The organism is Serratia sp. szju, from assembly GCF_044594185.1.
Taxonomy (GTDB): domain Bacteria; phylum Pseudomonadota; class Gammaproteobacteria; order Enterobacterales; family Enterobacteriaceae; genus Serratia; species Serratia bockelmannii.
In genome coordinates, this window is record NZ_CP172576.1 from 4,007,661 (window position 1) to 4,032,423 (window position 24,763).

The window sequence follows — 24,763 nt, forward strand, 5'->3', positions numbered from 1 at the left end:
CGGCAGCTGATGATGCAAGCACCGCTTCCTACTCGATCCGCCAACGATGAAAAATGCCCCCGCAGTGACGATCCACTACTGTTCGCAATGCAACTGGCTGCTGCGCGCCGGCTGGATGGCGCAAGAGCTGCTAAACACCTTTGGTGACGATCTCGCCTCCGTCACCCTGATGCCGGGCACCGGCGGGGTCTACCAAATCAGCGTCGATGGCGTGATGATTTGGGATCGCAAGATTGACGGCGGCTTCCCCGATGCGGCGCAGTTAAAGCAGCGGCTGCGCGATCACAGCTTCCCCGATCGCTCTCTCGGCCACAGCGACGGTAAAAAAGCCAGGCACTGAAGGCCGTCAGCGCCCCGTCGGCGGCTGCGCGCCGATAATGCGCGGCATCGTTTCTTTCATCATTTCCATGAATTTGCGTAAACGCGCGGGATAATAGCTGGCGTAAGGATACAGCAGGTAGATAGGCAGTGGCTCGGCTCGCCACAGGGGCAACAGCGTCTGCAGAGATCCTTGCGCCAACTCTTCTTTCACCACCCAAGACGACACGATCGCTACGCCCAGCCCTTCCAGCGCCGCTTTACGCGCCGCATAAAGGCTGTCGGTGCTCAACCTGGGTGCGATGCCGAAACGCCGCTGCTCGCCGCTGGTCGCGTGGGTCAGGACGACCTCATTGCGATAAAAACTGTTTACCGCCAGCCACGGCAATGATGCCAAATCGTCGAGATCGACGATCGCCGGTCGTTCAGTCAACAGTGCGGGTGACGCCACCGTGCTGCGCGGCACTTCCGCCAACAGCACCGCCACCACCGAAGGATCGGTCACCGCACCAACGTGAATGGCGCAGTCTACGCCTTCGGAAATGAAATCGGGAGAGTGGTCGTTCAGCGTCCACTCCACGCTGGTTTGGGGATAGCGCCGCAAATACTCCCCGAGCGGCCCGATCAGCTGATCCTGCCCAAAGGCGTGCGGAGCGCGCACGCGCAGTGCGCCAACCGGTTCGTCGCGCGCGCCGCGCAGCGCATCTTCCAGGCTTTGCCATTGCGCGAGCAAGCCGCGCGCTTGCTGATAGCAGCGTTCGCCGTCATCGGTAAGATGGAGCGCATGCGTCGTCCGTTGGATCAACCTGGTGCCCAACAGCTGTTCCAACGCCCGCAGACGTCGGCTGATGGTCGGCTGCGAGGTGCCCAGCTGCTGCGCCGCCGCCGACAGGCTCCCGCTCTCGACAATACGCACCAGGGTTTGCAGCAGGATTATACGGTCGCCGTTGGGTAAATTAATTTTATTCATACGTGTTACGTATAACAGTTCTACCCATATCGGGTCTACCCGCCGATAACATTCACGACAAAAATAGCCGCACATCCACCTTGTCAGGAATTATCGAATGAGCCTCTCACCCACCGGCGGTGCGCTTTCCGCCAAAACCGTTTTCCTGTTGGCCACCGGCGCCGGCCTTAGCGTCGCCTCTATTTACTACAGTCAGCCGATGTTGAGCGTCATGGGTGCCGACTTCCATGTCGGCGTTGGCGATACCGGATTCGTACCGACCCTGACCCAATTGGGGTATGCCTTGGGTATTCTGTTACTGGCGCCGCTGGGCGATCGCCACGATCGCCGCGGGATCATTCTGGTGAAGGGCGTGCTGCTGGCCATGATGCTGCTGTTGTGCAGCCTGGTTTCCTCTTTTTCGCTGCTGTTGCTCAGCAGCCTGACGCTCGGCCTGGCCGCCACCGTCGCGCAGGACATCATCCCCGCCGCCGCGGCTCTGGCTCCTGATGCCCGACGCGGTAAAATCGTCGGCACCGTGATGACCGGGTTGCTGGCCGGTATTTTGCTGTCGCGCGTGTTCAGCGGGCTGGTCGCCGATTATTTCGGCTGGCGCAGTGTTTATGCGTTAGCCGCGCTGGCCGTTTTACCGATCACGCTGGTGATAGGGCGAGCTTTGCCGCGCTTTCAGCCTCACAGCACGCTGAGTTATCCCGCCTTGCTGCGTTCGATGAGCCGGCTTTGGGCCACCTACCCTGAATTGCGGCGCGCGGCGTTGTCTCAGGCCTTTTTGTCCGTCGCCTTCAGCGCCTTCTGGTCCACGCTCGCGGTGATGCTGGCCGCTCGCTATCAGCTGGGCAGCGCAGTCGCCGGCGCGTTCGGCCTGGCCGGCGCAGCGGGTGCACTGGCGGCACCGTTGGCGGGCAGTCTGGCTGACCGATACGGCCCAGACGCCGTCACTAAAATCGGCGCTGCGTTGGTAACGGTTTCTTTCGCCCTGATGTTTTTACTGCCGTTACTACCGCAATCGGTGCAATGGGGGCTGATTGCGCTGAGCGCCATCGGGTTTGATCTCGGCATTCAGGCCACGCTGATCGCGCACCAGACCATTATTTACGGCCTCGATCCGGCTGCCCGCAGCCGCCTTAACGCCATTCTGTTCACGCTGGTATTCATCGGCATGGCCACCGGCGCCGCACTGGGCAGCCGCGTACTGGAACACCTGGGATGGCCGGGCGTAGTGGCGCTGACGACGGCCGCGGCGGGTGTTGCTTTGCTGATCCGCATGACGCGCCACTCTTTGCGTGCAACAGCCTGATCCGCGCCGTGATAGGCGCTCGGATAACGCAACCGGTTGATTTCGCCCGGGCCACCTGCGCTATACTGAGCGCCCTTTTTGCCACGCATTTAAAACAATTTTATGATGGAACGCTTGCTAGAAAACGCGATGTACGCCTCCCGCTGGTTGCTCGCACCGGTTTATTTCGGCCTTTCACTGGCCCTGGTCGCCCTGTCGATCAAATTTTTTCAGGAGATCCTGCACGTCCTGCCCAACATTTTTTCTGTCGCGGAAGCCGATCTGATCCTGACCCTGCTGTCGCTGGTCGATATGGCGCTGGTGGGCGGGTTGTTGGTGATGGTGATGTTCTCCGGGTATGAAAACTTCGTCTCGCAGCTGGATATCACCGAAGGGAAAGAAAAACTGAGCTGGCTGGGCAAAATGGACGCCACCTCGCTGAAAAACAAAGTCGCCGCGTCTATCGTCGCCATTTCCTCCATTCACCTGCTGCGGGTGTTTATGGACGCCAAGAACGTGCCGGACAACAAGCTGATGTGGTATGTGATCATCCACCTTACCTTTGTGCTGTCCGCCTTCGTGATGGGCTACCTGGATAAAGTGACCCGCTCCAAGCACTAAAACGTACTGCCACACCCGGTCGTCATGATCGGGTGCCTCCCTCACGCGCCCTTCTTCGCCTGTTTCCCCGCCGTCGTTTTTTTCATCTGGCACATCTGATGATAATTTTATTATAATGTTATTACACTCATCATGGACTGAACGCCGGCCCTTGCACCGGTTTCGCCGCAGACAGGATCACGCTCTCTCATGCCATTGACTGGTCACCCCCTGCAATTCAACGATATTCAGGCGATTTTGCCTCATCGTTATCCCTGCCTGTTGGTCGATCGCGTGCTGCCCGCCGGCACCTGCATTGCCGAAGGGAGGCTGAGCGCCATCAAGAACATCACCGCCAATGAGCCGACGTTCTGGAACGGCCACGCGCACTTCGCCGGTTTTCCCGGCGTGCTGTTGGTGGAAGCGCTGGCGCAAAGCACCGGTCTGCTGGCGCATTACTATCTCGGGGCGCTCAACGAGGGGGAGCATTACTATTTTGCGGCCATTCAGCGTGCGCGGTTTTATCGCGCCGCCCGCCCCGGCGACCAGGTGCTGATGGAGGTGGCCTTTGTGCGCCGCCGCGGGGCGATCGCCCGCTTTACCGGCCGCGCCAGCATCGATGGCCAGCGCATTTGCACCGCCGATTTCATGTGCGCCCGTAAATAGGCCGCTTGCCGAAGGAGCCCTGCGAATACCATGTCTCTGGTTGACAGCTTACTCAAAACCCTTGATTTCTCTCCGCGCGGCCAGGTGATCGCTCGCGAAACCGACGCCTGGGGCGAAATCATCGTTTCCGACCACAAGGACTACCGCACGCTGCGGTTTGACGGCATCTGCGAACAGAGCAAGATGAGCCTCAGCAACCCCGTGCAGCCGATCCACAACTACATCAAAGCGATGCTGATGGCGGTGGCCTGGCAGCCGCCGGCCTCGGCGTTGATTTTGGGGTTGGGCGGCGGCAGCTTGCTGCGTGCGCTGCACGCGCTCGATCCGGCGATGCGCCTCGACGTCGTCGAGCTGCGCGCTGCGGTGATCGCCGTCGCACGCCGCTATTTTACGCTGCCGGCCACCGACACCATCAGCCTGCGCACCGCCGACGCCATGGACTTTGTGCGCCCGCCCGCCGAGACGCGTTACGATCTGATCTTCTCCGATCTCTATTCGGCGTTCGCCATGGATCCGCAGCAAGGCACCCAGACATTCCTGGAAAACTGCGCCGCGCGGCTGAACGACGGGGGCTGGCTGGTGCTGAATTACCACGATCTGCCCGACGAAAACAGCCTGCTGTACCACAGCCTGCACCGGATATTCGGCACCGTATTGTTTTGCGTCGCCCCCAGCGGCAACGTGATCATTTACGCCACGCCGGCCCAGGTGACGTTGCCGCTGAGCGCGCTGCGCAACCTGGCCGCCGGCAGCGGCGAGCTGTTCAACTGCGAACTCGGCTACCTGTCACGCAAAATAGAGCGGCTGCATTTCCGCTAAAGACGAGCGGCGACGCGGTCTGGCTGGCCGCTTCGCCCACGTGGTATTATCATTCAGTTATCATTCTCTGGAGGATCCTGATGGAAAAGAAAACGGCGCGGCTAACGGTGCTGATTGACCCGGACAAGAAGAAAGCTCTGGAAGAACTGTGTCTACAGCAGGACGTCACTCCTTCCCAGGTGGTACGCCAGCTGATCCGCGATTATCTGCACAAGCATCAGGTTGACTATCCCAGCCAGCCGACTCACGCCAATCCACGCGTCGAAAGCAATTGAGCGGCTGCCTGTTCCGCCTACTGTGAAGCGCGCGTTGCTCCTGCGCGCGTCCCTAATCCGAATCCTCCGTTACGGTCTGTCCATTCTGCAATATCGCTGCTACTGTTTGCGTTCATACTCTCTCTTCGGAAAGGAAGCGCCATGTTCAGCCATATTACCGTCGGCGTCAGCGATCTGGACGCCGCCGCCGCCTTCTACGACGCCATTCTGTTGCCGCTGGGATTACAGCGGCGGGAAGTGACGCCGGACGGCGGTCCCGCTGCCCGCTGCTGGGTGAAGCCGGGCCAAACGCTGCCGCGTTTCTATGCTTACCAACCCTTCGACAGACAGCCAGCCAGCGCTGGCAACGGCAGCATGCTGGCCTTTCTCGCCGCCGATGAGCTGGAGGTTAAACGCGCCTACGCTGCTGGCCTGCTGGCGGGCGGCAGCAGTGAAGGCGAGCCCGGCGAACGCGCGCATTACGGCAAGGGCTATTACGGCGCTTACCTGCGCGACCCCGACGGCAACAAGGTCCATGTGGTGTACCGGGGAGATCTCGCCTGATGAAATGTTCGGTTTATATCGCCACCAGCGTAGACGGATTCATCGCCGGCGCGGACGGCGACATCGACTGGCTGCTGCGCCCCGAGTACGCGGTTTCGTTGCTAAACGGCCTGAGTTATGAGGCATTTATCGCCGACATCGACGCACTGGTAATGGGGCGCCATACCTATGAAAAAGTCCGCGCCTTTCCCGAATGGCCCTATGGTGACCTGCCGGTGGTGGTGCTGTCGACGCAGCCGCCCTCGCCGCACGAGACAGGCCACGTTCGCTGGATGAATGGCGAACCGGCGGCCATCGTGGCGCAGTTGGCCGAGCAAGGCTGCGGTCACCTGTATATCGACGGCGGCCAGACCGTACAGCGTTTCTTGCAGGCCGGATTGATCGACGAACTGACGATTACCCGCGTGCCGCTGCTGCTGGGTGGCGGCATTCCCTTGTTCGGCGCCGATGGCCCGGAGCAACGCCTGCGCCTGCTCGCCGTCACCCAGTCGGACAATGGTTTCGTGCAAGAACGCTACGCGGTTCAGCGCGCATCGTAACGCAGCATCCGTCGGCGGCCGCCGAAGGCGATGAGCAACGCAGCCAGCGCCAACAGCGCCGCCACGCCGTAAGTCACCCGCATGCCGTCAACCGCGGCCGCCGCCGCAGTACCCGCCACCTGCTGCGAAGCCAGATAAAACAGCGCCCCCATCGCCGAAGCGCCGGTGATCGCCCCGAGATTGCGCGCCAGGTTCACCATGCCGGCGATCAGCCCGCGCCGTTCAGGAAACAGATCCTTCATCAGCATGGTGTTGTTGGCCACCTGAAACAGCGCATAGCCGGCGGTCAGCAGCGCGATGGGGGCGATATAGCCGAGCACGCCCCAGCGGTTAAGCAACGACAGCAATGCCGCCCCGGCGGCCACCGCCGCCAGCCCAAACTGGGCGATGCGCTGCGAGCCAAAACGATCCACCAGATAACCGGCCGGTATGCCGGTCAGGATCGCCACCGCCGGCCCCGCCGACATCACCAGCCCGACCTGCGCAGCGCTTAACCCCAGCGCGCGTGACAGATAGAACGGCCCGACCACCAGCGTGGCGGTCATCACCGTCATCACCAGCGCGCTGGCCGCCAGCCCCGCCGTCAGGGCCGGATGGCGGAACAGCGTCGGCGCCAACAGCGGCGATACGGCGCGGCGTTCCACACCGATGAACAGCGCCCCCGCCAACAGCGCCCCCAGCATCAACGCCAGGTTGAGCGCACCAAAATTGCCGCGCCCAAGGGTCATCGCCAGTGAATAGCAGAGCAATGCGCCGCCCAGCAGCAGCGTACCGGCGCGATCGAACGGTTCCGGGGGCGCTGCCGCGCGCGGCCCATTCGGCAAGTATCGCCAGGCGAGCCACAGCGCCAGCAGCCCCAGCGGCAGGTTGATCAGGAACATCGCCCGCCAGCCGAAACCGACGATCAGCGCGCCGCCCAACGACGGCCCCAGCGCGGTGCCCACGGCCGACATAGTGCCGAGCAGCCCCATCGCGCGGCCGATTTTTTCCGTGCCCAGCGCCTCGCCCGCCAGCGCCATGGCGATTGACATCATGACTGCGCCCCCCAGCCCCTGCGCCAGGCGCGCCGCCAGCAGCAGCCAAAGCTGCGGAGCCAACGCACAAGCCAACGAAGCGGCGGTAAACAGCGCGATGCCCGCCAGCAGCAGGCGGCGGCGATTGAGGCTGTCGCCCAAGCGGCCGATGCCGATGATGCAGGTGGTGACGGCCAGCAAATAACAGAGCAATACCCACTGCACCGCTTGGAACGAGGCATGGAACGCGGTGGCGAGCGCCGGCAGCCCGACATTGGCGATGCTGATGCCGAGCGATGACAGCAGCATGCTCAAAGACAGTGCGGCCAGTATGCCGCGGACGCCCTGCGGCGAAGGATGGGATAACATGATAAACACTCCTGACATAGACTGAGGATTAGCCTATGTCAGGGGATAGGATGGCGGAAGACGCACGGCGTGCACTGTATCCATGCGCCTGACGCCTTATCTGACGCGAGCCGTTACCAGGCGGCGATTTCCGCCTCGGTGAGCGGCAACGGCTGAGTCACACCGGTTTCCGCCGCCAGGGTGGCCGCCTCCAGCACCGCCATTACCGCCAGCGCCTGCGGTGCGGTAACCGGATTGCTGCCGGCGCCGCGCAGCGCGTCGCGCACCTGGACGTAATATTGACGCTGGTCGCCATCCGGCGTCGGCAGCGTACGCACCGGCTCCGTGCCGATAAACAGGCTCATCGCATCGTCGTCTTTGCCCCACTCCGCCGAGCCCGGCGTCACGCCAGCCAGCAGTTGGCTCTCCTGCCCGTCGGCGCGCGCTTTGACCACGCTGCCTTTCTCGCCGTGCACGGTAAAGCGTGAGACGCCGCCCGCCACCAGCATGCTGCCGTGCAGGATCACGCGGTGCGTCGGGTAGTTGAGCACCACGTGGGCCCAGTCGTTAATCTGCGCGTTGGGGCGCAGCGTAGCGATGTTGGCCTGCACGCTGTGCGGTAAACCGAACAGCTGCAGCGCCTGATCGACCATGTGTGGCCCCAGATCAAACCACAGCCCGCTGCCCGGCAGGTTCTGCTCGCGCCAGCGCACCCGCACTTCTGGGCGGTAACGATCGATGTGCGACTCAAAGTGCGTCACCTTGCCGATCAGCCCCTGTTCGATCACCTGCTTCACGCCCAGGAAATCGCTGTCCCAGCGGCGGTTCTGGAATACCGACAGCAGGCGATCGTGTTTTTCCGCCGCCGCAATCAGCGTACGCGCCTGCGCCAAATCCAGCGTAAACGGCTTATCCACCACCACGTGCTTGCCCGCCTCCAGTGCGGCCAGCGCCAGCGGCGCATGGGTGTCGTTCGGCGATGCGATCACCACCAAATCCACCTCCGGCCGGCGGATGGCCTCCAGCGAATCGGCGATCACCTGCACGTGCGGCAGATCGGCATGCACCTTGGCGGCATCGCGCGAAGCCACCACGCTCAGTTCCAGCCCCGGCACCGCGTTAATCAGCGGCGCGTGAAACGCCTTGCCGACAAAGCCGTAGCCAATCAGCGCCACCTGCAACGGTCGAGCAGTATCGTTCATCAGTGTTCTCCTCTAGCGGTCGTCGGCGACGACACAAAGTTCAATCAATGATTGTTCGTCCAGGTTGTCCCACGGGCGATCGGTAAACAGACGTTGGATCTGCGCCAGATCCGCAACGTGATGCGGCTCGCAGCGGTCCAGTTTCATATGGTCGGCCACCAGCCAGCGCTCGCCGCTGTTGGCCAACATGGCGCGTTTGACCTCTGCATCGGCCTCTTCGCCGGCGCTCAGTCCCAGCTGGGGATGCACCGCACAGGCGCCCAGTAAGGCGATGTCCGCGCGGTAGCGCGCCAGCAACGCCAGCGTGGCGCTGCCGGCGAATAGCCGCTGACGCACATCCCACTGGCCGCCAAGCAGGATCAGGTTGATCTCCGGCCTGTCGCTCAGGCACTGCGCGATATCCAGCGAAGCGGTGATCACCGTCGCCGGGCCGCGCAACGCCTGCGCCACCGCCAACAGCGTACTGCCCGCATCCAGCATCAGGGTGCTGCCGGGCGGGATCTGCGCAGCCACCGCGCGGCCGAGCCGCTGCTTGATCTGCGGCAACAGCGCCGCGCGCGCCTGACGTGGCATGCCGGACGGTTCGAGCGCGATCGCCCCGCCGTGATTTTTCTGCGCCAACCCTTGCCGCTCGAGATCGGCCAGATCGCGGCGCACGGTATCGACCGAAACGCCGATGGCGCCGGCCAATTCCGCCACCGCCGCCTGCCCGCGTTCGCTGAGCAAATCCAGTAAATGGCGCTGTCGTGCCGCTTTGTGCATGGGCTTATTCCGCCGTAAAAAGCATAAAACAGCAATATACAGCAGATAGCAGCAATGGAGAAGCCGCAATTGTGCGCACCGGCGATCAAACATCTTTTCGCCTGTAGGACGATGATGATGAAGACATAACGCATAACAATCCGGAGAAACGCATGAACATCGATCTGACGTTTGAAGACCTGAACGCACGCGCCGTGCAATACAATGCCCGCGCTTCGGTGGAGGATTTTGACGCCTGCATGGCGGAATACGCCGCGCTGGCCCAGCGCGCCAAGGCCCAGACGCCGGGCATTTACGATCTGCGCTACGGCATGAGCGCCGCCGAGCGCCTCGACCTGTTCCCGGCCAGCGCACAACCCGCCCCGCTGCTGATCTTTATTCATGGCGGCTATTGGCATTCACAGCGCAAAGAGGAAGCCTGTTCGATGGCCGCCGCGTTTGCTCGCCGCGGCGTGGCGGTCGCCACGCTGGAATACACGCTGGCGCCGGAAGCGACGCTCGCGGAGATCGTACATGAGGTGCGCAGCGCCGTCGCCTGGCTCTATCATCACGGGGCACCCTTCGGCATCGATCCGGCGCGCATTTTCGTCAGCGGCAGTTCGGCCGGCGGTCACCTGTGCGGCATGCTGATCGCCGACGGTTGGCAGCAACGCTATCGCCTGCCGCCCGACGCGATCAAAGGCGCGCTGGCGCTGAGCGGCCTCTACGATCTGCGCCCGCTGTGCGATATCTACATCAACGACTGGTTGCACCTGACGCCCGAGCAGGCGCAAACCCTCAGCCCGCTGTTTTTACTGCCGGCGAAAGACCATGCGCCGCAGATCCTGCTCGACGTCGGCCAACGGGAAACGCAAGGTTTCAAAAACCAGACGCAGGCCTATTATGACGCTTGCCGGGCGCATGGCCTCGACGTCCAGCTGCTGGCCGACCGTCACTGCAATCACTTTACGCTGGTCAACGAGCTGGCGGATGCGGAAAGCGCGATGTTCCGGCAGGTGATGGCGATGATCGACGCAACGCAACGGTAGCCTGCCGCTGCAACCGCAGCCTGGCGGCGATCGTAATCACCGCCAGCGCGGCGAACAAGGCTCCGCACAGCAGGCTGCCCTGTAGCCCCCACGCGGTAATAAACCCGCCGCCCGCCAGCGAGCCCAGCGCCACGCCCAGATTGATAAAGGCGATATACAGCCCGGTGGCGAACGCCGGCGCTTGCGGGGCTTCGGAGGTCAGCCAAATCTGCGTGACAATCAAACCGCTGGTGTGCGCCGCTCCCCAATACAGGCAAAGCGCCGTCATCGAGCCAATATTCACGCTGCCATAGCGATACAGCAGCGCATAAGCCGCAATCAAGGCTATCGGATGCAGCAGCACCGTCACCACACGATGGCGGCTCAGCCATCTGCCGGCCAACAGGTTGCCCACGACACCGCCCACACCGAACGCCACCAGAAGAAAGCCGATGACGCCGCCGCTGAGACCGATTTCGCGGCTGAGGTACTCGGCCGCGTAAGCATAGACGGCAAACATGGCGGCAAAGATCAGCACGCAGGTAGTGATATTCAGCCACAGCGTACCGCTGCGCAGTATCGCCAACTGTTTGCCATAGCTGAGGCGCTGTACGGCCGCATCAGGCAAACGCCACAGCAATCCCAGCGCCGCCAGAAGGTTCACCCAGGCACAGAACCTGAACGACGCTTCATAGCTGAACTGTCCGGCGATCCATTGCGTCAGCGGTATCCCCAGCACCATGCCCATGCTGGTGCCGATGAACGCATAAGCGGTTGCTTTGGTAGCTTGATGCGGCGGATAAAGCGCCGCGGCCGCCACCATGGCCAGTGAAAAATAGATCGGATGAAACAACGCCGGCACAATGCGCAGCAGCATGAGCATGGAGAAGCTGTCCACCTGGGCGGACAGCGCGCTGGCCGCCGCAAACACGGTCAACGCGATCAACAACATGCGTTTGCGATTGAATTGCGACGCCAACAGCACCAACAGCGGCCCGAGCAGCGCAATGGTCAGGGCGAAGATCCCGACCAGCCAGCCTGCCTGCGCCGTGGAGATGCCATACCGTGCAATGATCAGCGGCAAAATGCCCACCACGCCGAACTCGATGCAGTAAACGCCGAACAGCCCCAGCGCGAGGAAGAAAATCGGTGGCATCAGACCCATCACCTCGCTCCCGTCGCGGCATAAACCGCCTGACAAATCTCGCCGACAAAGGCGCCGGACATCCCCTCCAGCGCCGTGTTGGTAAACGCCACCACGCTGAGCTGTCGGGCAGGATCGACGAACCACGAGTGACCATAGGTGCCCCCCATCCGCCAGCTGCCTACGGACTCCGGCGTTTGTGCGGCGACGGGATCTTTCAGCACGGTGATGCCCAGGCCAAACCCGCGCCCTGGCCAAAACGGCATCGTTAAATCGCCGATTTGGTTGGTGGTCAGCGCCGTCACCCACTCGGTTGGCAGTACCGGCTTTCCTCCCTGGCGCAACGCTTCCAGCAAGCGCAGGAAATCCTCGGCCGATCCGACCATACCGGCGCCGCCTGAAGCGTAAGCCTGCGGATCCAAGGCTCGCGCCGGCGACAGAAGAAAACCGGCGCTGCCATCGATGAACGGTAAACGATCCGGTTGGCGCAGGCGGCGTGGCCCACCGGGATGGTCGGCGTAAGCGGCCGCCAGGCGCGCGGCGTCCACCGCCAGGAAGTCGGTATCCGTCATCGCCAGCGGCCCGGTCACCCATTTTTTTACTGCCTGCGCCAGCGGCAGGCCGCTCGCCTGTTCAATAACCGCGCCCAACACATCGGTGGCGATAGAATAGCGCCACGCCGCGCCGGGCGGAGCCAGCAAAGGGGCGCAGGCAATACGCCGCATGTTTTCCTGCAGGCTGACGGACGCGTCATCCATACCGTCGGAGACCGCCGACTGAGCGTAGAATCCCCCTTCCGGCTGGAAAAATCGGTAGCTTAATCCGGCGGTGTGGGTCATCAAATGCCATAACGTCATCAACGGTTGGGTGCCATCCGCCAGTCGCGGACGAAAATTCGGTAGCCAACGCGTGATCGGATCGTCTAACCGCACGGCGCCTTGCGCCATCAACGCCAGCGCCGCCGTGGACACGATCGGTTTGGACACCGAGGCCAGACGAAACAGCGTATTGAGCGCCATCGGCCGGCCGGCTTCGCGATCCGCCATGCCCGCCGCGCGTCGATAAACGATTTCACCGCCCTGCGCCACCAAAACGACCACACCAACCAATCGTTTTTCGCGTAAGGCTTTCTCTATCGCGCCGTCAATCGCGTTGGCGGTGGATCCGTATTCATTCATCTTTATTACCCCAGGTAGTCAGCCCATACTGTCGCCACCGAGCATAGGGCGTGGCGATTAACGAAAAAACAGGCTAGATTTCCTTTCATAGCGGACACTCACGTCCGTAATGGGGCAAGCAATGGATAATCTGTCTGGGGTGAGCGTCTTTGTGCAGACCGCGGAGACGCTGAGTTTCGTTGAGGCCGGGCGCGTGCTCGGCATTTCCGCTTCCGCGGTGGGGAAAAGCATCGCCCGCCTGGAAAACCGGCTGGGCACGCGCCTGTTTCACCGCAGCACGCGCAGCATGACCCTGACCGCCGAAGGCCGGCTGTTTCTGCACCGCTGCCAGCGCATTCTGGAGGAATTGGCGGCGGCGGAACGGGAAATCAGCGATACGCACAGCGCGCCGCGCGGCAAGCTGCGTGTCAGTTTGCCGCTGGTGGGCGGCCTGCTGAATCCGGTGCTGGCGGAATTTGTTCGGCGTTACCCGGAGATTGAGCTGGAAACCGATTTTTCCGACCGTCGAGTCGCGGTGATTGAAGAAGGGTTCGATGCGGTGATCCGCGTGGGCGATACCGAGGACTCTCGCTTAATGAGCCGCCAACTGGGCACGTTTCACCTACAGCTAGTGGCGGCGCCGGACTATCTGCGCCGGGCGGGAATACCCCGCCAGCCGGCAGAACTGCGCGATCACGCCTGCCTGTTATACAGATTCCCCACCACCGGCAAAGTCGAGACCTGGCCGGTGGCGGGCGGAGATAAACTGCTCGACGAAGGCCTGGGCAAGCGCACGGTATGCAACACCGTCGATACGCTGATTTACCTGGCGGAACAGGGCCTGGGCATCGCCTGCCTGCCCGATTTCGCGGTGCGACAGGCGCTGGAGCAGCAGCGGCTCCAACCCGTGCTTGGCGACCAATGCCGACACAGTGGCAGTCTCAAAATCCTCTGGCCTTCAAGCAAACATCTTACACCGCGTCTCAGGGCATTTATCGACATCATGAGCGTTCGCCTTTTCTCAGCCTAAGTCCTCTACCGTGTTAGAACAAATTCAGCTTTGTTTTGCACAAAAATAGCTAAAGCGCAGCCTGCCGCGCCTGCCAGCAGCCCTGACGGCGGCGCAGTGCCGTCGTGATATTCCATTCAGCGATATGGAAGCGCCGTTCGTTCTTTCGGGACAAAGAAAACCGCCACACAATACCTTTCACCCCGCACTCGTGCATAACCATCTATAAATTCAGGTGTTAACGCCTTGTCATTATCGATAACCGCCCAATTCGCTCATCTGATATTGAACAGCCAGCCGGATCAAACCGCCCTGTCAGCCGCTCGCCGCGGCGTGAAAGATTACTTCGCCTGCGCATTGCCGATTGCCCGCGGGGCGTTGAGCGATGCCGGTCTGGCAGCGATCGGCACGACGTTTCCGCCGACCAGCAGTGAGAACCGTGCACTGCGCTATGGCTATGTCAGCCACTCGTTGGACTTCGATGATTACCATCCTGCGCTGCGTGGCCATCCTAGCACCGTAGTGCTCTCCGCCCTGCTGGCGCTGAACGGTGAGAGTGACAATGTCACTGAGCTGTTAACCGCCTATGTCATCGGTGTAGAGGCCGCTGGCCGGCTGGGATTGGCCGCTGGCACGCAACATTACGTGCAGGGTTTTCACAGCACCGCCACCCTGGGCGCGGTCGCCGCCTGCGCCGCCGTGGCGCGTTATCTGCAGCTTGACCAGCGGCAAACGCAGATTGCTCTCGGCCTGGCGGCCACCCAGGCGGCGGGCCTGCGCAGTCAGTTCGGTTCGGCGGCCAAACCGCTGCACGCAGGGCTGGCGGCACGCAACGCGGTCAATGCCGCCCTGCTGGCTCAGGCCGGTTTCATCGGCCAACCGGAGGGCGTGCTGGACAGCCTGCTGACTTCCCACGGCGACGGCCGGCAAAAACCGGAATGCCTGACCGCCGACTGGGGCACGCCCTGGCGCATCCTGCAACCAGGGCTGGAGTTCAAGCGGTATCCGACCTGCGGTGGCACTCACAGCGCGGCCGAGGCGGCGCTCGCCCTGCGCGCGCGGCTGCTGGAACAAGGCGACGCCCTTGCGGAGATCGCACTGGTTGAGGTCAGTTTTCCGCCCGGCGCAGATACCGCACCCTATATTCGCCAGCCGGCCACCGGTGTGGAAGCGCGCTTTAGCCTCGAATACGTCATAGCCGATGCGCTATACCACGGAGAGGTCCCGCTGACGCATTACGGCGAACAGCCGGTCGATGCGGCTATCGCCGCCCTGGCGGCAAAAGTTGAGCGCCATGTCGATCCCGCAGCCCCGCCGGACGCGCTCGATCCGGAGATGCGCTTCCATCGCCTTACCCTGACGCTGCAGGACGGAAGGCAAATAAGTGACATGGTCACAAGAAAGCAAACCGCCGCCCGGCCGACAGACCTCGACGCCAAGCTGCACGCCATTCTGCAGCTGCTTCCGGGCCTCGAAGGCGAAAGCGTTATCCGCGACTGCGCCCTCATGTCCCCTGGCGCGCTGCCGCGACTGATTGCATTGTTAAATTAATAATAAAACAGGAATAATTATGAGTACTTCACCTTTAACACCATCGCGCCAACTCCGTCTCGGCCTGTTCGTTCAGGCGCTGGGACACCACATCGGAGGATGGCGCGCACAAGGCGCCAGCGGTTCACCGACCGATATCGACTGGTTCACCTGGATCGCAAAAAAAGCCGAAGAAGGCACCTTCGATATGTTCTTCGTCGGCGACGCGTTGGCAACCAGCGTGCACCGCCTGCCCTCGACGATGTCACGCCTGGAGCCGCTGACGCTGCTGGCGGCGCTGGCGGTTAACACCCGCCATATCGGGCTGGCGGCGACCGCCTCCACCACTTTCGATCAACCTTTCCACCTGGCACGCGCCATGGCCTCCATCGACCATATCAGCCACGGCCGCGCCGCCTGGAACGTGGTGACCTCTTTCTCCAGCGATGCGGCGCGCAATTTCAGTCGTGAAGACCTGCCGTCGCACGCCGAACGCTATGAAGTGGCGCGGGAATTCCTCGAGGCCAGCTACAAACTGTGGGACGGCTGGGAAAAAGACGCCATCGTGCGCGATAAGCAAAATGGCGTATACGCTATCGACGAGAAAATCCACGCCGCCAACCATAAGGGCAAGCATTTCTCGGTGCAGGGCCCGCTGAATATTTCCCGCTCGCCGCAGGGGCGGCCAGTGATCATTGAGGCCGGCTCTTCCCCGGCCGGCCAACAGTTGGCGGCGGAAACCGCCGAAGTGGTGTTCACCGCCGCCGCCAGCCTGGAAGAAGGACAAGCTTTCTACCGCAGCCAGAAAAAATACGTGGCCGACGCCGGCCGCAACCCGGACCACCTGCTGATCCTGCCAGGTGTGATGCCGATTGTCGGCCGTACCAAAGAAGAAGCGCAGGAAACCTGGTATCAGCTGAATCAACTGGTGGATATCGATAACGGCATTGAGCAGCTGTCGGCGCGCTTTGGCTTCGATTTGAGCGATTACCCGCTGGACGGCCCGGTGCCGAACGTGGGCGCCACCGAAGGCGGCCAAAGCCGCGTGAAACTGCTGACCGATCTGGCCGCGCGGGAAAACCTGACGCTGCGCGAGCTGGCGGCCGTCGCGGCCGGTTCGCGTGGCCACCGCGTGGTGGTAGGCACCGCCGCAGAGATCGCCGACGACTTCCAGCTGTGGCTGGAACAGCAAGGCGCAGACGGCTTCAACATCATGCCGGCGGTGTTGCCCAACCAACTGGAACTGTTCGTCGAGCTGGTGATCCCGGAGCTGCGCCGCCGTGGCCTGTTCCGTGAAGAGTATCAGCATGCAACCCTGCGTGAAAACCTGGGCCTGCCGGAACCGGCAATCAACTTCGCTAACGTAAAATCGGCTTAATCCGCAGGGAAATCATGATGAAAACCACATTCAAACGCACCGTACTGTCCCTGCTGTTGGCTTCCTCCACGCTGGCGCCGTTGGCCGCCGGTCATGCCGCTGAAGGCGATGTTCCCTTCAAGGCGGCGGTGAAAGCTGCCGCCGATCCGGCGCTGCACGACAGCCTGCCTGACGCTATCAAAAAGGCCGGCTATATCGTTGCCGGCACCAACCCGAACACCCCGCCGACCACCTTTTACCAGGCGGACAACAAAACGCTGGCCGGGCGTGAAATCGACGTGATGAGCGCAATTGCCGATCGCCTGGGCGTGGCGATCCACTGGAAGGACACCGGCGGTTTCGACAACATCATCCCCGGCCTGAAGTCCGGCCGTTATGACGTCGCGCTGGCCAACATTGACGCCAACAAAAAGCGCTTCCAGCAGGTGGACTTCGTCGGCTATTACAACGCTTCCAAACTGGCCTTGATCGCCCGCAAAGACGCTGCGCTTGGCCCTTACACCGAGCTGGCCCAGCTGTGCGGCCAGACCGTCGGCGCCGGCGCAGGTACCTCGCAAATCACCCGCCTGCAGCAGGCCAGCGATCAATGCGTCGCCGCCGGCAAGCCGGCCATCACCATGCCGATCTTCCCGGACCGTCCGGCCGGGGTGCAGGCGGTGATCAGCGGCCGCGTGCCGATGTTTTTCGGCCCGTATGAAGGGCTGCGCTACCAGGCCACCCACGTCAAACCGCTGACGCTGGCCGGTGATATCAACATCGACGGTACCACGGTGGCCATCGCCCTGCCGAAAGGCTCCGAACTGGTGAAACCGGTGCAGGCGGCGCTAAATTCGCTGATCGCCGACGGTAGCTACCAGAAAATCCTCGACGGCTGGGATATCGGTTTTGGTGCCGTGAAAACCGCCGGCATCAATGAAGAGATCGCAAAATGAGTGGGCAATACCCTGTCGACGACGCGGAACTGAGCATCGTTGGCCACCGGCATTACGGGCGCTGGCTCAGCGCCCTGGTTGTACTGCTGATCGTCGGCGTTATCGTCAATTCCATGCTGCACAACCCGCGCTTTGAATGGTCGGTGGTGGCGGAAAATCTTACCGAGGCGTCCATCCTCAACGGCGTGCTCATGACGCTGAAGCTGACGGTAATTTCGGTGGTGTTCGGCTTCGCCGGCGGCGTGCTGCTGGCGCTGATGCGCCTGTCGGCCAATCCGGTATTGGTGGCGGTAAGCTGGTTCTACACCTGGTTCTTCCGTGCAGTGCCGATGCTGGTACAGCTGTTCCTGTGGTACAACATCGCCGCGCTTTATCCCCGCATCAGCTTGTGGATCCCGTTTCTGGGCGAAGTCGCCAGCGCACCGACCAATACCCTTATCAGCACCTTCAGCGCCGCGGTGATTGCGCTGGTGATGCATCAGTCGGCCTATGCGGCGGAGATCGTGCGTGCAGGCATCCAAAGCGTCGGCAGCGGCCAGTTGGAAGCCGCCAAAGCACTGGGCTACCGTCGTGGGCAAATCCTGTGGCGCGTGGTATTGCCGCAGGCGATGCGCACCATCCTGCCGCCGGCGGGCAATGAGGTGATCGGGCAGTTGAAAACCACCGCGGTGGTGTCGGTGATTGCCCTGCAGGACGTGCTGTATTCGGCGCAGATCATTTACCAACGCACCTACGAGGTCATCCCGCTGCTGCTGGTCGCCACCCTGTGGTATCTGGCCATGACTTCGATTCTGTCGATTGGTCAATACTACGTGGAGCGCTATTTTGGCCGCGGCACGCAGGCAACGCGCAGCGGCCGGTTCTTCCTCAACCGCAAAGCCCCTCAGGGAGGTGAACAATGAGCGCATCTATCCACATCAACCGGGTGCGGAAATCCTTTTCCGGCACCGACGTGTTGAAAAACATCAGCCTGACCATTCCGGCAGGTTCGGTAACGGTGATCCTCGGCCCTTCCGGCTCCGGCAAATCCACCCTGTTGCGCTGCATCAACCACCTGGAAAAGCTGGACGGCGGCACCATTCGTGTTGGCGAACAGCTGATCGGCTATCGCCAAAAAGGCCGGCATCTGTACGAGCTGAAAGAAGCCGAGGTGGCCGAACAGCGTAAAAGCATTGGCATGGTATTTCAGCAGTTCAACTTGTTTGCACACCGCACCGTGTTGCAAAACGTCAGCGACGCGCCGCTGCGGGTGAAAAAGGAAAAAAAAGCCGAGGTGCAGGAACGGGCGAAACAGCTGCTGACCCGCGTCGGGCTGGAACATCGCATCAACGCCTGGCCGCGTGAACTGTCCGGCGGCCAGCAGCAGCGCGTCGCCATCGCCCGCGCGCTGGCAATGAACCCACAGGTGTTGCTGTTTGATGAACCGACCTCCGCCCTCGATCCTGAATTGGTTGGCGAAGTGCTGCAGGTGATGAAAGACTTGGCGCATTCGGGCATGACCATGGTGGTGGTCACGCACGAAATCGGCTTCGCCCGCGAAGTGGCCGACCAGATTGTCTTTATGGATCAGGGAAAGGTGGTTGAAACGGGCAGCGTGCAGCAGGTTCTGGATGCGCCGGGACATGAGAGGACGCGCAACTTCCTGGCGACGGTATTGTAACCTTCCGTCAGGGGGCGTTGCGTCCCCTGACGTTCAAATTCAGCCGTTATTTTTTCTGCCGATAGCGGAAAAGACGTTGAACACTTCACCCAGGCCGTAAATCGCGCCGAGCAAGACGGCCACCATTACCGGCACCAGGACCACCACGGTGGCCAAGCTTTCAATCATTTCTAACATCGTTCTCTCCTGGTTTATAAGCACAGCGAATCTACGCCGGAAGAAAAGGTTTCCGGCCAATCGATCGATTATCGTGGGGAGGCAGTCTAAAACGTGAGCTACATCACACTTGATGCGAGCTAATGTAACTTACACAATTACATTAACGCAATGCAAAAAATGCTCTGCGCGTAGCGGGAATTTGCGTGGTTTTTTATTGCGTATCCGCTTGATATTGCGGCGAACAAGGGACAAAAGGATAGCCTGCGCACCGTTCGACCTGCCCGGCCATTTCGGCGATGCTGGTTTGCGCCAGGCTGGCTTCCAGCGCGTGACCGACGCGTGCAAATTCTTGCTCCAGCACCGGGGTAATGGCGTGGCCGATATAGCACGCATCGTTAGGCCGGGTACGGTGCAGCATGAAATACGGTTGATCCTCTACCGCGCGATACACGTCCAGCAGCGAGATCGTTTCCGCCGGCCGCGCCAGCAGCGCCCCACCGCCTTGTCCCATCTGTGAATAGGTCAGCCCGGCCTCCGCCAGCGCGCCGAGGATGCGCCGTACTACCGTCGGATTCGTGTTGACGCTGCGCGCGATGTCTTCGGAACGCACCGTCTGGCCACGACACAGCGTGATATTGGTCAGAATATGGATGGCAACGGCAAATCGCGTAGAGGTAGACACCTTGGCACCTGCTCAGAGTTTCGTTTATGTCGGATTAAAACATAAGGAAAGCGTATCAATTTACGGTAATACACATAATGAGTAGGGATAATGAGAATGTCAACCTGCCCCGCCCGATGGCGGCGGCGGCTCACGCTTCTGTGCGGATCTTCGTCACTTTATCGGTATAAAATGCCAGATGATCCTTGATCGCTACCACGGCGTTGTAGGGCATTTCATAACTCCAGGCCACATTGGCCTCCTGCTCGCCGTTAAGCACAAGGGAGAAATAACTGCAGTCGCCCTTATAAGGGCAGTAGCTGACGTGCTCGTTTTTCTGCAACAGCGCCCGATTCACATCCTCACGCGGAAAGTAAAACACCGGCGGATAGGTGGCTTCCTGCAGGATGAGCACGTTGCGGCTATCGGCCAGGGTCTGACCGGCTGCACGCACGACAACCCGCGCCGGATGGCGGGTCAAGGTGATTGGGTGGTCCGGGCCGGGGATTTTCACCGGTTTGCCGGATGCGGAAACGAGATCGGACATGGCGGCCTCCAGAGTGTGCGCCCCGCACCCCGCGAGGCGTCTTTCCAGTATAGACCCACGATTTTACCGGCGGCCGCACATTCGGCGAGCAATCGCTTTTCACCGCCGCAAAATTAAGAATTTTTACCTGTTCGATTTTCTTACGGAGGAATACATTCATCCCAACTTCTACCGGCAGGTTAATCGGATTATTTTTAATCCATTAATCAGTCAATTTACCAGGAACTCATTATGAATATTAAACGTGCCGCAGGTGTGTTGGTGGTGGTGATGGCAACGCTTTCCGTTACCGCATGTGGGCATATGTCCAATCGCGATCGCAACACGGCGATCGGCGCGGGCGTCGGTGCAGTCGGCGGTGCGGTGCTGACCGACGGCAGCACGCTGGGTACCCTCGGCGGCGCGGCGCTGGGTGGCATTATCGGCCACCAGACCAGCCGTTAATCATCGCGTTAAAATAATCTCTGCAGGCCGGCACTTTTTTAATCCATAAGCGCCGGTCTGTTTTTTATTTATCGAAATAACGTCCCTCAGCGGTGGAAAATAATAAATAACGTTTAGCGCAGCTTTATTATTCATTAACCTGCGTCAGGGTTATTTATTGCACAGGCAGCCTGAAACGCGCCATCGCTTTTTCCAACCGTTCCGATTCGCCTTGCAGCGACTGAGAAGCGTCGGTCACCGCGTTCACCACGGCGCCGGTTTGTTGCACCACCTGATTCAGCGCCGCAATGCGCGCCGTCACGTCCTGAATGCTCTCCTCCTGATTGAAAGACGCCAGCGAGATTTCCCTCATCAGGGCACTGCATTTGTTCACCAGATCGATAATCTGGCGCAGGTTGCCGGTCAGCAGATCCACCGCCTGCGAACCTTGATCGATTTGCTGCAGTGAACGGTTGATCAACTGCTGAATATCGCGCGTCGAATGGCTGCTCTTTTGCGCCAACAGGCCCACCTCTTTGGCTACGATGGCAAAGCCGCGGCCATGAACGCCAGCGTGCGCCGCCTCGATTGCCGCATTCAGCGCCAGAATATGGGTCTGGAACGCCACGCTGTCGATCAGCGCGACGATGCCACGCATCTCGGCCGATTGGTTGACGATCCCTTGGATTGAAACATTGACGGTTGCCATCATCTGCTCACCGGCGCCGGCGTACTGCCGGGCTTGTTCGGTTCGTTGGCTGGCCTGCTGGGCGTATTGGCCGTTTTCTTCCACCCGCGCCGCCAGCTGCTGCACGTGCTCGGTCGCCAACTGCAATTCGCCGTCCTGCTTCGCCGATTGTGCCGTCAACTGGCGATTGCCGTCCGCCAGCCGGCCGACGCCACTCAGGATCCCGCTCGCCGCATCGCGCACCTCGCTCACCAGCCGCTGCAGGCCGTTTTGCATATGGCCAATGCTGGTCTGCAGCTGACGCATCTCGCGGTTCAACGCCCGCTCAGGCGGCAGCGGCCGCGAAAGATCGCCGGCGGCCAGCACGTTGAGGTGCGCGATTGCCCGCTGCAGCGGTGCGATAACCCAGCGAGAGACGCCGACCCAGACCCCCACGGCAATCAGCACCAGCGCCGCCAGCGCGCCAAACGCAAAGATCTTGGCCTGCTCCAGCGCCGCCAATTGCCGCACGTTGACGTCATCGCCACGCCGCTCGTTCAGCGTCTGGTAGGCAAGATACTTCTCGTTGAAATCCGCCTGAAACGCCTGGATCGGCACGGCGAAAAACGCATCGACGCTGGCGCTGCTTTGCAACCCTTGCGCCTGTTCCTTCAGGCCGTCATAGAACAGACGATAGCTGTCTTTCAGGGCGCCCGTCGCTTCGGGCGCAGCCGCACTCAAGCGCTCGAACCGGGCAAAGGCCTGCTTTGAAGCCGCCAACGCCGCCAACGATTCATCCAGCAGGCTATGCCAACTGCCCTCGGAGCCGGTGGCTTTATCCTGCAGATAATAGATGCCCGCACGGTTCAGGGTATCGCTGGCCGTCAGCAGCGACAGTCTGGCGCGATCCATTGTCGCCTGCTGGCGATGCAACGCATCGCCCGTCACCAGATTAACCTTGGCGTCGCGCAAAATATTGGAAATAAATAGGGTGGAAAACAATTGCAGCAGAGAAAATAGCGCGATAACGCAAATTACCCCGCTTAATAAGCCCATGCTCTTGCCGAAGCCAAACGCACGCGGTAGCGCTGCCGCAGGTTTTACCCTGCGGCCCAGTGTCAGTTTTATGTTCATGATTTTTAGTCAGTCATACCAGGATGCCGCGAGTCTAACGGGCATTGATGACACGACTATTTCAGCCTGCTCTGTATTGCCCCCGCCGGCCAAGATCCCCCAATAATCGGTATTGCCCGTCAACTCTCATTTTTATTTCTTGACTTGTTTAATACCGGATTTATAGTTTTTCCATTAAAAAAGAAACAAAGTTTCATATATTAACCGGCGCGGCATTTAATATATGAAACGCTCAATAAAATCGTCTCAAATATAAAACCGATGAGCGTAAATGCCCTGTTCACAGGTGAAACTCGCTCGCCTTAATAAACAGTCTATTTTCTTCAGGGGCCTGCTATGCGCAAGATCACGCTTTGTTTTTTCCTTGTTTCACCAGTGAGTTATGCAACCGTCTCCGCATTGCCCAACGATGTTGCCACCACCGCGGCGCCGGTAAAAAAAAGCCGCCCGGCATTTCCGCATATTCATTGGCAAAGCGAGGATAATAAAAAGAATATTGATATCGGCGGTGCACTGCGCGCCAATTATCGCTATGAAGACTGGCACAGCAGCAATTATCGGAATCCTCCGCATTTACGCTTTGACGCTTTTCGCATCGATGCCGTCGGCCAGGTAAACGATGCATTTTTCGATGGCGGATTCTGGTTTCAGGATCGGCGCAAATACGCCATCGACCGCGCCTATGTCGGCTATCACCTGTCTGAACGTTCCGCCGTGCAACTGGGCGCGCCGTTCAAACCGTTCGGCCTGATGCCCTACCCGCAGTTCGGCTGGTCGTACGGCATTCCGTTTTACCTCGGCTTTGGCGTCAACACCGGGCTGGGCGCCAAATACCAATATCAGCATGACGATTGGGCCTTCGACGCCGCCTATTACCCGCGCATGATGCCGACCGGCGTGCGTTACGCCCCCGACGTCGCCAGCTACGACGATTTGAAAAACACCAACTATGCGTCACAGCACCTGCAGCGCAACGAAAAACGCGATCAGATAAACCTGCGGCTGACGCGCGCTTTCCACCAGGGCGGCTGGGACAATGAGCTCGGCGGTTCGCTGGCAGCCTCACGACTCTACAACCAGGCTACCGGCGATAACGGCAGCTTCTGGGCGGCGGGCCTGCATACGCTGGTGAATAACGATCCCTGGCATCTGTCCGGCCAGGTGATCCGCTACGGTTACGATGCCAAAGGCCCGGCCGGGGCCAACAATTCGGTGATCCTGATGGGCGGCAACGGCCTGACGCCGGCCTATCTGATCCCGTCGCAGGCCACCACCGCCGCCATCAACCTGGCGCGCGACGTCGACGTACCCTGGGGGCCGGTGAAAAAGCTGCGGTTCTACAACGATTACAGCGTGCTCTGGAAGGATAAGCACGGCGGTTCCGACTCCAAAATGAATACGCTGGGGGTGCAGGTGTTCGCCATGCCGGTGATGCTGTGGGTGGACCTGACCTGGGCGCAGAATGCCAACCCGTGGGGCGGCGTGGAAAACGCCACCGGTTGGACCGGCACGCAATCCTCCGGCAGCAATAAATGGTATTTTCGCACTAACGTGAACATCGGTTACTACTTCTGAGCACGGCGAGATCTACACTGAAGTATCACCGCCAACCGGAGAAGCCACGATGCTGAGCGCGCAAACGCTGCATATTGCCATCAACCGCCCCTGTGACGAGGTGTACGCCTTTCTCAGCCAGCCGGAAAATTTCCCCTTGTGGGCCAAAGGGTTGGCCAACAGTTTACGGCAGGAAGATGAAGAATGGGTGGCAGACACCCCACAGGGAAACCTTCGTATTCGCTTCAGCGCGCCGAATGCCTTCGGCGTGCTGGATCATTGGGTGACGCTGCCGAACGGCGGCGTGGTCTACGTGCCGCTGCGCGCGCTCGCCAACCGGCACGGCACCGAGGTGATCTTCACCCTGTTCCGCCAACCGGAGATGGACGACGCGCTGTTCGCCCGCGATGCCGGGCTGGTGAACGCCGATCTGCAGGCGCTAAAGCGCCTGCTGGAATCGCGCTAATCCC

28 protein-coding genes are annotated in these 24,763 nt (G+C 60.9%); 18 read left to right on the forward strand and 10 right to left on the reverse strand.

Annotation, left to right across the window (positions count from 1 at the left end; translation table 11 throughout):
* The first annotated feature begins 46 nt into the window (after positions 1–46).
* The gene (locus RE418_RS18855) at positions 47–340 is read left to right on the forward strand and encodes a SelT/SelW/SelH family protein (RefSeq protein WP_004928553.1); all 294 of its coding nucleotides are present in this window, start codon (positions 47–49) and stop codon (positions 338–340) included.
* Between the two features lie 6 nt (positions 341–346).
* Here the strand turns inward: RE418_RS18855 and RE418_RS18860 are convergent, their stop codons facing one another.
* On the reverse strand, positions 347–1,288 hold the full coding sequence (locus RE418_RS18860; RefSeq protein WP_025302807.1) for a LysR family transcriptional regulator: 942 nt from the start codon (positions 1,286–1,288) through the stop codon (positions 347–349).
* Between the two features lie 97 nt (positions 1,289–1,385).
* Between RE418_RS18860 and RE418_RS18865 the strand changes: the two genes are divergently transcribed.
* From RE418_RS18865 to RE418_RS18895, 7 genes are all read left to right on the forward strand, one after another.
* Positions 1,386–2,585, forward strand: a complete 1,200-nt coding sequence (locus tag RE418_RS18865; protein ID WP_049204012.1) for an MFS transporter — start codon at positions 1,386–1,388, stop codon at positions 2,583–2,585.
* A gap of 105 nt (positions 2,586–2,690) precedes the next feature.
* The gene (locus tag RE418_RS18870; RefSeq protein WP_025302805.1) at positions 2,691–3,185 is read left to right on the forward strand and encodes a TIGR00645 family protein; all 495 of its coding nucleotides are present in this window, start codon (positions 2,691–2,693) and stop codon (positions 3,183–3,185) included.
* Between the two features lie 189 nt (positions 3,186–3,374).
* On the forward strand, positions 3,375–3,830 hold the full coding sequence (gene fabZ, locus RE418_RS18875; protein ID WP_025302804.1) for a 3-hydroxyacyl-ACP dehydratase FabZ: 456 nt from the start codon (positions 3,375–3,377) through the stop codon (positions 3,828–3,830).
* 30 nt (positions 3,831–3,860) lie between these two features.
* On the forward strand, positions 3,861–4,649 hold the full coding sequence (locus tag RE418_RS18880) for a spermidine synthase (protein ID WP_043142786.1): 789 nt from the start codon (positions 3,861–3,863) through the stop codon (positions 4,647–4,649).
* Between the two features lie 80 nt (positions 4,650–4,729).
* The gene (locus RE418_RS18885) at positions 4,730–4,924 is read left to right on the forward strand and encodes a ribbon-helix-helix protein, CopG family (protein WP_004928567.1); all 195 of its coding nucleotides are present in this window, start codon (positions 4,730–4,732) and stop codon (positions 4,922–4,924) included.
* Between the two features lie 141 nt (positions 4,925–5,065).
* The gene (locus tag RE418_RS18890; protein ID WP_025302802.1) at positions 5,066–5,467 is read left to right on the forward strand and encodes a VOC family protein; all 402 of its coding nucleotides are present in this window, start codon (positions 5,066–5,068) and stop codon (positions 5,465–5,467) included.
* Positions 5,467–6,006, forward strand: coding sequence for a dihydrofolate reductase family protein (locus RE418_RS18895; protein WP_170311432.1), 540 nt, complete (start codon positions 5,467–5,469; stop codon positions 6,004–6,006). Before RE418_RS18890 ends, RE418_RS18895 begins: the two co-directional genes overlap by 1 nt.
* On the opposite strand, the gene RE418_RS18900 is transcribed toward RE418_RS18895, so the two are convergent.
* The 3 genes from RE418_RS18900 to RE418_RS18910 all read right to left on the reverse strand — a co-directional run bounded on the left by RE418_RS18900 (position 5,991) and on the right by RE418_RS18910 (position 9,331).
* Positions 5,991–7,388: an MFS transporter gene (locus RE418_RS18900; protein ID WP_049204010.1), complete on the reverse strand. Its 1,398-nt coding sequence runs from the start codon at positions 7,386–7,388 to the stop codon at positions 5,991–5,993. The two genes, RE418_RS18895 and RE418_RS18900, sit on opposite strands and share 16 nt — an antisense overlap.
* 113 nt (positions 7,389–7,501) lie before the next feature.
* Positions 7,502–8,569 (reverse strand): oxidoreductase, encoded by a 1,068-nt coding sequence (locus tag RE418_RS18905; RefSeq protein ID WP_089180892.1) that lies wholly within the window; start codon positions 8,567–8,569, stop codon positions 7,502–7,504.
* A gap of 12 nt (positions 8,570–8,581) precedes the next feature.
* Positions 8,582–9,331: a DeoR/GlpR family DNA-binding transcription regulator gene (locus tag RE418_RS18910; protein ID WP_025302798.1), complete on the reverse strand. Its 750-nt coding sequence runs from the start codon at positions 9,329–9,331 to the stop codon at positions 8,582–8,584.
* A 152-nt stretch (positions 9,332–9,483) separates the two neighbouring features.
* Here RE418_RS18910 and RE418_RS18915 point away from each other — a divergent pair, with 152 nt between their 5' ends.
* Positions 9,484–10,359 carry an alpha/beta hydrolase gene (locus tag RE418_RS18915; protein WP_025302797.1) on the forward strand — a complete coding sequence of 292 codons (876 nt, stop codon included), beginning with the start codon at positions 9,484–9,486 and terminating at the stop codon, positions 10,357–10,359.
* Here the strand turns inward: RE418_RS18915 and RE418_RS18920 are convergent.
* Positions 10,286–11,503, reverse strand: a complete 1,218-nt coding sequence (locus RE418_RS18920; RefSeq protein WP_273853409.1) for an MFS transporter — start codon at positions 11,501–11,503, stop codon at positions 10,286–10,288. The two genes, RE418_RS18915 and RE418_RS18920, sit on opposite strands and share 74 nt — an antisense overlap.
* Complete coding sequence (locus tag RE418_RS18925) at positions 11,503–12,660, reverse strand: serine hydrolase (protein WP_025302795.1); 1,158 nt, start codon at positions 12,658–12,660, stop codon at positions 11,503–11,505. The genes RE418_RS18920 and RE418_RS18925 overlap by 1 nt, the downstream gene beginning before the upstream one ends.
* A gap of 121 nt (positions 12,661–12,781) precedes the next feature.
* Between RE418_RS18925 and RE418_RS18930 the strand changes: the two genes are divergently transcribed.
* The 6 genes from RE418_RS18930 (at position 12,782) to RE418_RS18955 (ending at position 19,148) form a co-directional block, all read left to right on the forward strand.
* Positions 12,782–13,669, forward strand: coding sequence for a LysR family transcriptional regulator (locus RE418_RS18930; protein WP_049207671.1), 888 nt, complete (start codon positions 12,782–12,784; stop codon positions 13,667–13,669).
* 225 nt (positions 13,670–13,894) lie between these two features.
* A complete protein-coding gene (locus RE418_RS18935) occupies positions 13,895–15,199 on the forward strand; it encodes an MmgE/PrpD family protein (RefSeq protein WP_089180890.1) in 1,305 nt (434 codons plus the stop codon).
* Between the two features lie 19 nt (positions 15,200–15,218).
* On the forward strand, positions 15,219–16,556 hold the full coding sequence (locus RE418_RS18940; RefSeq protein ID WP_060447190.1) for an LLM class flavin-dependent oxidoreductase: 1,338 nt from the start codon (positions 15,219–15,221) through the stop codon (positions 16,554–16,556).
* Between the two features lie 17 nt (positions 16,557–16,573).
* Positions 16,574–17,488 (forward strand): ABC transporter substrate-binding protein, encoded by a 915-nt coding sequence (locus RE418_RS18945; protein WP_089180889.1) that lies wholly within the window; start codon positions 16,574–16,576, stop codon positions 17,486–17,488.
* Positions 17,485–18,390: an amino acid ABC transporter permease gene (locus tag RE418_RS18950; protein ID WP_025302790.1), complete on the forward strand. Its 906-nt coding sequence runs from the start codon at positions 17,485–17,487 to the stop codon at positions 18,388–18,390. Before RE418_RS18945 ends, RE418_RS18950 begins: the two co-directional genes overlap by 4 nt.
* The gene (locus RE418_RS18955; RefSeq protein WP_025302789.1) at positions 18,387–19,148 is read left to right on the forward strand and encodes an amino acid ABC transporter ATP-binding protein; all 762 of its coding nucleotides are present in this window, start codon (positions 18,387–18,389) and stop codon (positions 19,146–19,148) included. The genes RE418_RS18950 and RE418_RS18955 overlap by 4 nt, the downstream gene beginning before the upstream one ends.
* Positions 19,149–19,187: 39 nt before the next feature.
* Here the strand turns inward: RE418_RS18955 and RE418_RS18960 are convergent, their stop codons facing one another.
* The 3 genes from RE418_RS18960 to RE418_RS18970 form a co-directional block, all read right to left on the reverse strand.
* Entirely contained in the window at positions 19,188–19,325 is a 138-nt protein-coding gene (locus RE418_RS18960; RefSeq protein WP_016927779.1) for an AcrZ family multidrug efflux pump-associated protein, read from the reverse strand.
* 193 nt (positions 19,326–19,518) lie between these two features.
* Positions 19,519–19,989, reverse strand: a complete 471-nt coding sequence (locus tag RE418_RS18965; RefSeq protein ID WP_025302788.1) for an Rrf2 family transcriptional regulator — start codon at positions 19,987–19,989, stop codon at positions 19,519–19,521.
* A 130-nt stretch (positions 19,990–20,119) separates the two neighbouring features.
* The gene (locus RE418_RS18970; protein ID WP_089180888.1) at positions 20,120–20,515 is read right to left on the reverse strand and encodes a DUF427 domain-containing protein; all 396 of its coding nucleotides are present in this window, start codon (positions 20,513–20,515) and stop codon (positions 20,120–20,122) included.
* 231 nt (positions 20,516–20,746) lie between these two features.
* Here RE418_RS18970 and osmB point away from each other — a divergent pair, with 231 nt between their 5' ends.
* Positions 20,747–20,959 (forward strand): osmotically-inducible lipoprotein OsmB, encoded by a 213-nt coding sequence (osmB, locus tag RE418_RS18975; RefSeq protein WP_004940700.1) that lies wholly within the window; start codon positions 20,747–20,749, stop codon positions 20,957–20,959.
* A 154-nt stretch (positions 20,960–21,113) separates the two neighbouring features.
* Here osmB and RE418_RS18980 read toward each other — a convergent pair whose 3' ends face one another.
* Complete coding sequence (locus RE418_RS18980; protein WP_399676302.1) at positions 21,114–22,661, reverse strand: methyl-accepting chemotaxis protein; 1,548 nt, start codon at positions 22,659–22,661, stop codon at positions 21,114–21,116.
* A 414-nt stretch (positions 22,662–23,075) separates the two neighbouring features.
* On the opposite strand from RE418_RS18980, the gene RE418_RS18985 reads away from it, so the two are divergent.
* Both RE418_RS18985 and RE418_RS18990 read left to right on the forward strand, forming a co-directional pair.
* A complete protein-coding gene (locus tag RE418_RS18985; protein ID WP_089180886.1) occupies positions 23,076–24,314 on the forward strand; it encodes a hypothetical protein in 1,239 nt (412 codons plus the stop codon).
* A gap of 49 nt (positions 24,315–24,363) precedes the next feature.
* On the forward strand, positions 24,364–24,759 hold the full coding sequence (locus RE418_RS18990) for a polyketide cyclase (RefSeq protein WP_089180885.1): 396 nt from the start codon (positions 24,364–24,366) through the stop codon (positions 24,757–24,759).
* Positions 24,760–24,763 lie beyond the last annotated feature (4 nt).

Excerpts from the sequence above, each read along its gene's own strand:
- RE418_RS18855 (WP_004928553.1), top strand. The coding sequence starts at position 47 with ATGAAAAATGCCCCCGCAGTGACGATCCACTACTGTTCGCAATGCAAC.
- RE418_RS18860 (WP_025302807.1), bottom strand. The coding sequence starts at position 1,288 with ATGAATAAAATTAATTTACCCAACGGCGACCGTATAATCCTGCTGCAA.
- RE418_RS18865 (WP_049204012.1), top strand. The coding sequence starts at position 1,386 with ATGAGCCTCTCACCCACCGGCGGTGCGCTTTCCGCCAAAACCGTTTTC.
- RE418_RS18870 (WP_025302805.1), top strand. The coding sequence starts at position 2,691 with ATGGAACGCTTGCTAGAAAACGCGATGTACGCCTCCCGCTGGTTGCTC.
- fabZ (WP_025302804.1), top strand. The coding sequence starts at position 3,375 with ATGCCATTGACTGGTCACCCCCTGCAATTCAACGATATTCAGGCGATT.
- RE418_RS18880 (WP_043142786.1), top strand. The coding sequence starts at position 3,861 with ATGTCTCTGGTTGACAGCTTACTCAAAACCCTTGATTTCTCTCCGCGC.
- RE418_RS18885 (WP_004928567.1), top strand. The coding sequence starts at position 4,730 with ATGGAAAAGAAAACGGCGCGGCTAACGGTGCTGATTGACCCGGACAAG.
- RE418_RS18890 (WP_025302802.1), top strand. The coding sequence starts at position 5,066 with ATGTTCAGCCATATTACCGTCGGCGTCAGCGATCTGGACGCCGCCGCC.
- RE418_RS18895 (WP_170311432.1), top strand. The coding sequence starts at position 5,467 with ATGAAATGTTCGGTTTATATCGCCACCAGCGTAGACGGATTCATCGCC.
- RE418_RS18900 (WP_049204010.1), bottom strand. The coding sequence starts at position 7,388 with ATGTTATCCCATCCTTCGCCGCAGGGCGTCCGCGGCATACTGGCCGCA.
- RE418_RS18905 (WP_089180892.1), bottom strand. The coding sequence starts at position 8,569 with ATGAACGATACTGCTCGACCGTTGCAGGTGGCGCTGATTGGCTACGGC.
- RE418_RS18910 (WP_025302798.1), bottom strand. The coding sequence starts at position 9,331 with ATGCACAAAGCGGCACGACAGCGCCATTTACTGGATTTGCTCAGCGAA.
- RE418_RS18915 (WP_025302797.1), top strand. The coding sequence starts at position 9,484 with ATGAACATCGATCTGACGTTTGAAGACCTGAACGCACGCGCCGTGCAA.
- RE418_RS18920 (WP_273853409.1), bottom strand. The coding sequence starts at position 11,503 with ATGGGTCTGATGCCACCGATTTTCTTCCTCGCGCTGGGGCTGTTCGGC.
- RE418_RS18925 (WP_025302795.1), bottom strand. The coding sequence starts at position 12,660 with ATGAATGAATACGGATCCACCGCCAACGCGATTGACGGCGCGATAGAG.
- RE418_RS18930 (WP_049207671.1), top strand. The coding sequence starts at position 12,782 with ATGGATAATCTGTCTGGGGTGAGCGTCTTTGTGCAGACCGCGGAGACG.
- RE418_RS18940 (WP_060447190.1), top strand. The coding sequence starts at position 15,219 with ATGAGTACTTCACCTTTAACACCATCGCGCCAACTCCGTCTCGGCCTG.
- RE418_RS18945 (WP_089180889.1), top strand. The coding sequence starts at position 16,574 with ATGAAAACCACATTCAAACGCACCGTACTGTCCCTGCTGTTGGCTTCC.
- RE418_RS18950 (WP_025302790.1), top strand. The coding sequence starts at position 17,485 with ATGAGTGGGCAATACCCTGTCGACGACGCGGAACTGAGCATCGTTGGC.
- RE418_RS18955 (WP_025302789.1), top strand. The coding sequence starts at position 18,387 with ATGAGCGCATCTATCCACATCAACCGGGTGCGGAAATCCTTTTCCGGC.
- RE418_RS18960 (WP_016927779.1), bottom strand. The coding sequence starts at position 19,325 with ATGTTAGAAATGATTGAAAGCTTGGCCACCGTGGTGGTCCTGGTGCCG.
- RE418_RS18970 (WP_089180888.1), bottom strand. The coding sequence starts at position 20,515 with ATGTCCGATCTCGTTTCCGCATCCGGCAAACCGGTGAAAATCCCCGGC.
- osmB (WP_004940700.1), top strand. The coding sequence starts at position 20,747 with ATGAATATTAAACGTGCCGCAGGTGTGTTGGTGGTGGTGATGGCAACG.
- RE418_RS18980 (WP_399676302.1), bottom strand. The coding sequence starts at position 22,661 with ATGGGCTTATTAAGCGGGGTAATTTGCGTTATCGCGCTATTTTCTCTG.
- RE418_RS18985 (WP_089180886.1), top strand. The coding sequence starts at position 23,076 with ATGCGCAAGATCACGCTTTGTTTTTTCCTTGTTTCACCAGTGAGTTAT.
- RE418_RS18990 (WP_089180885.1), top strand. The coding sequence starts at position 24,364 with ATGCTGAGCGCGCAAACGCTGCATATTGCCATCAACCGCCCCTGTGAC.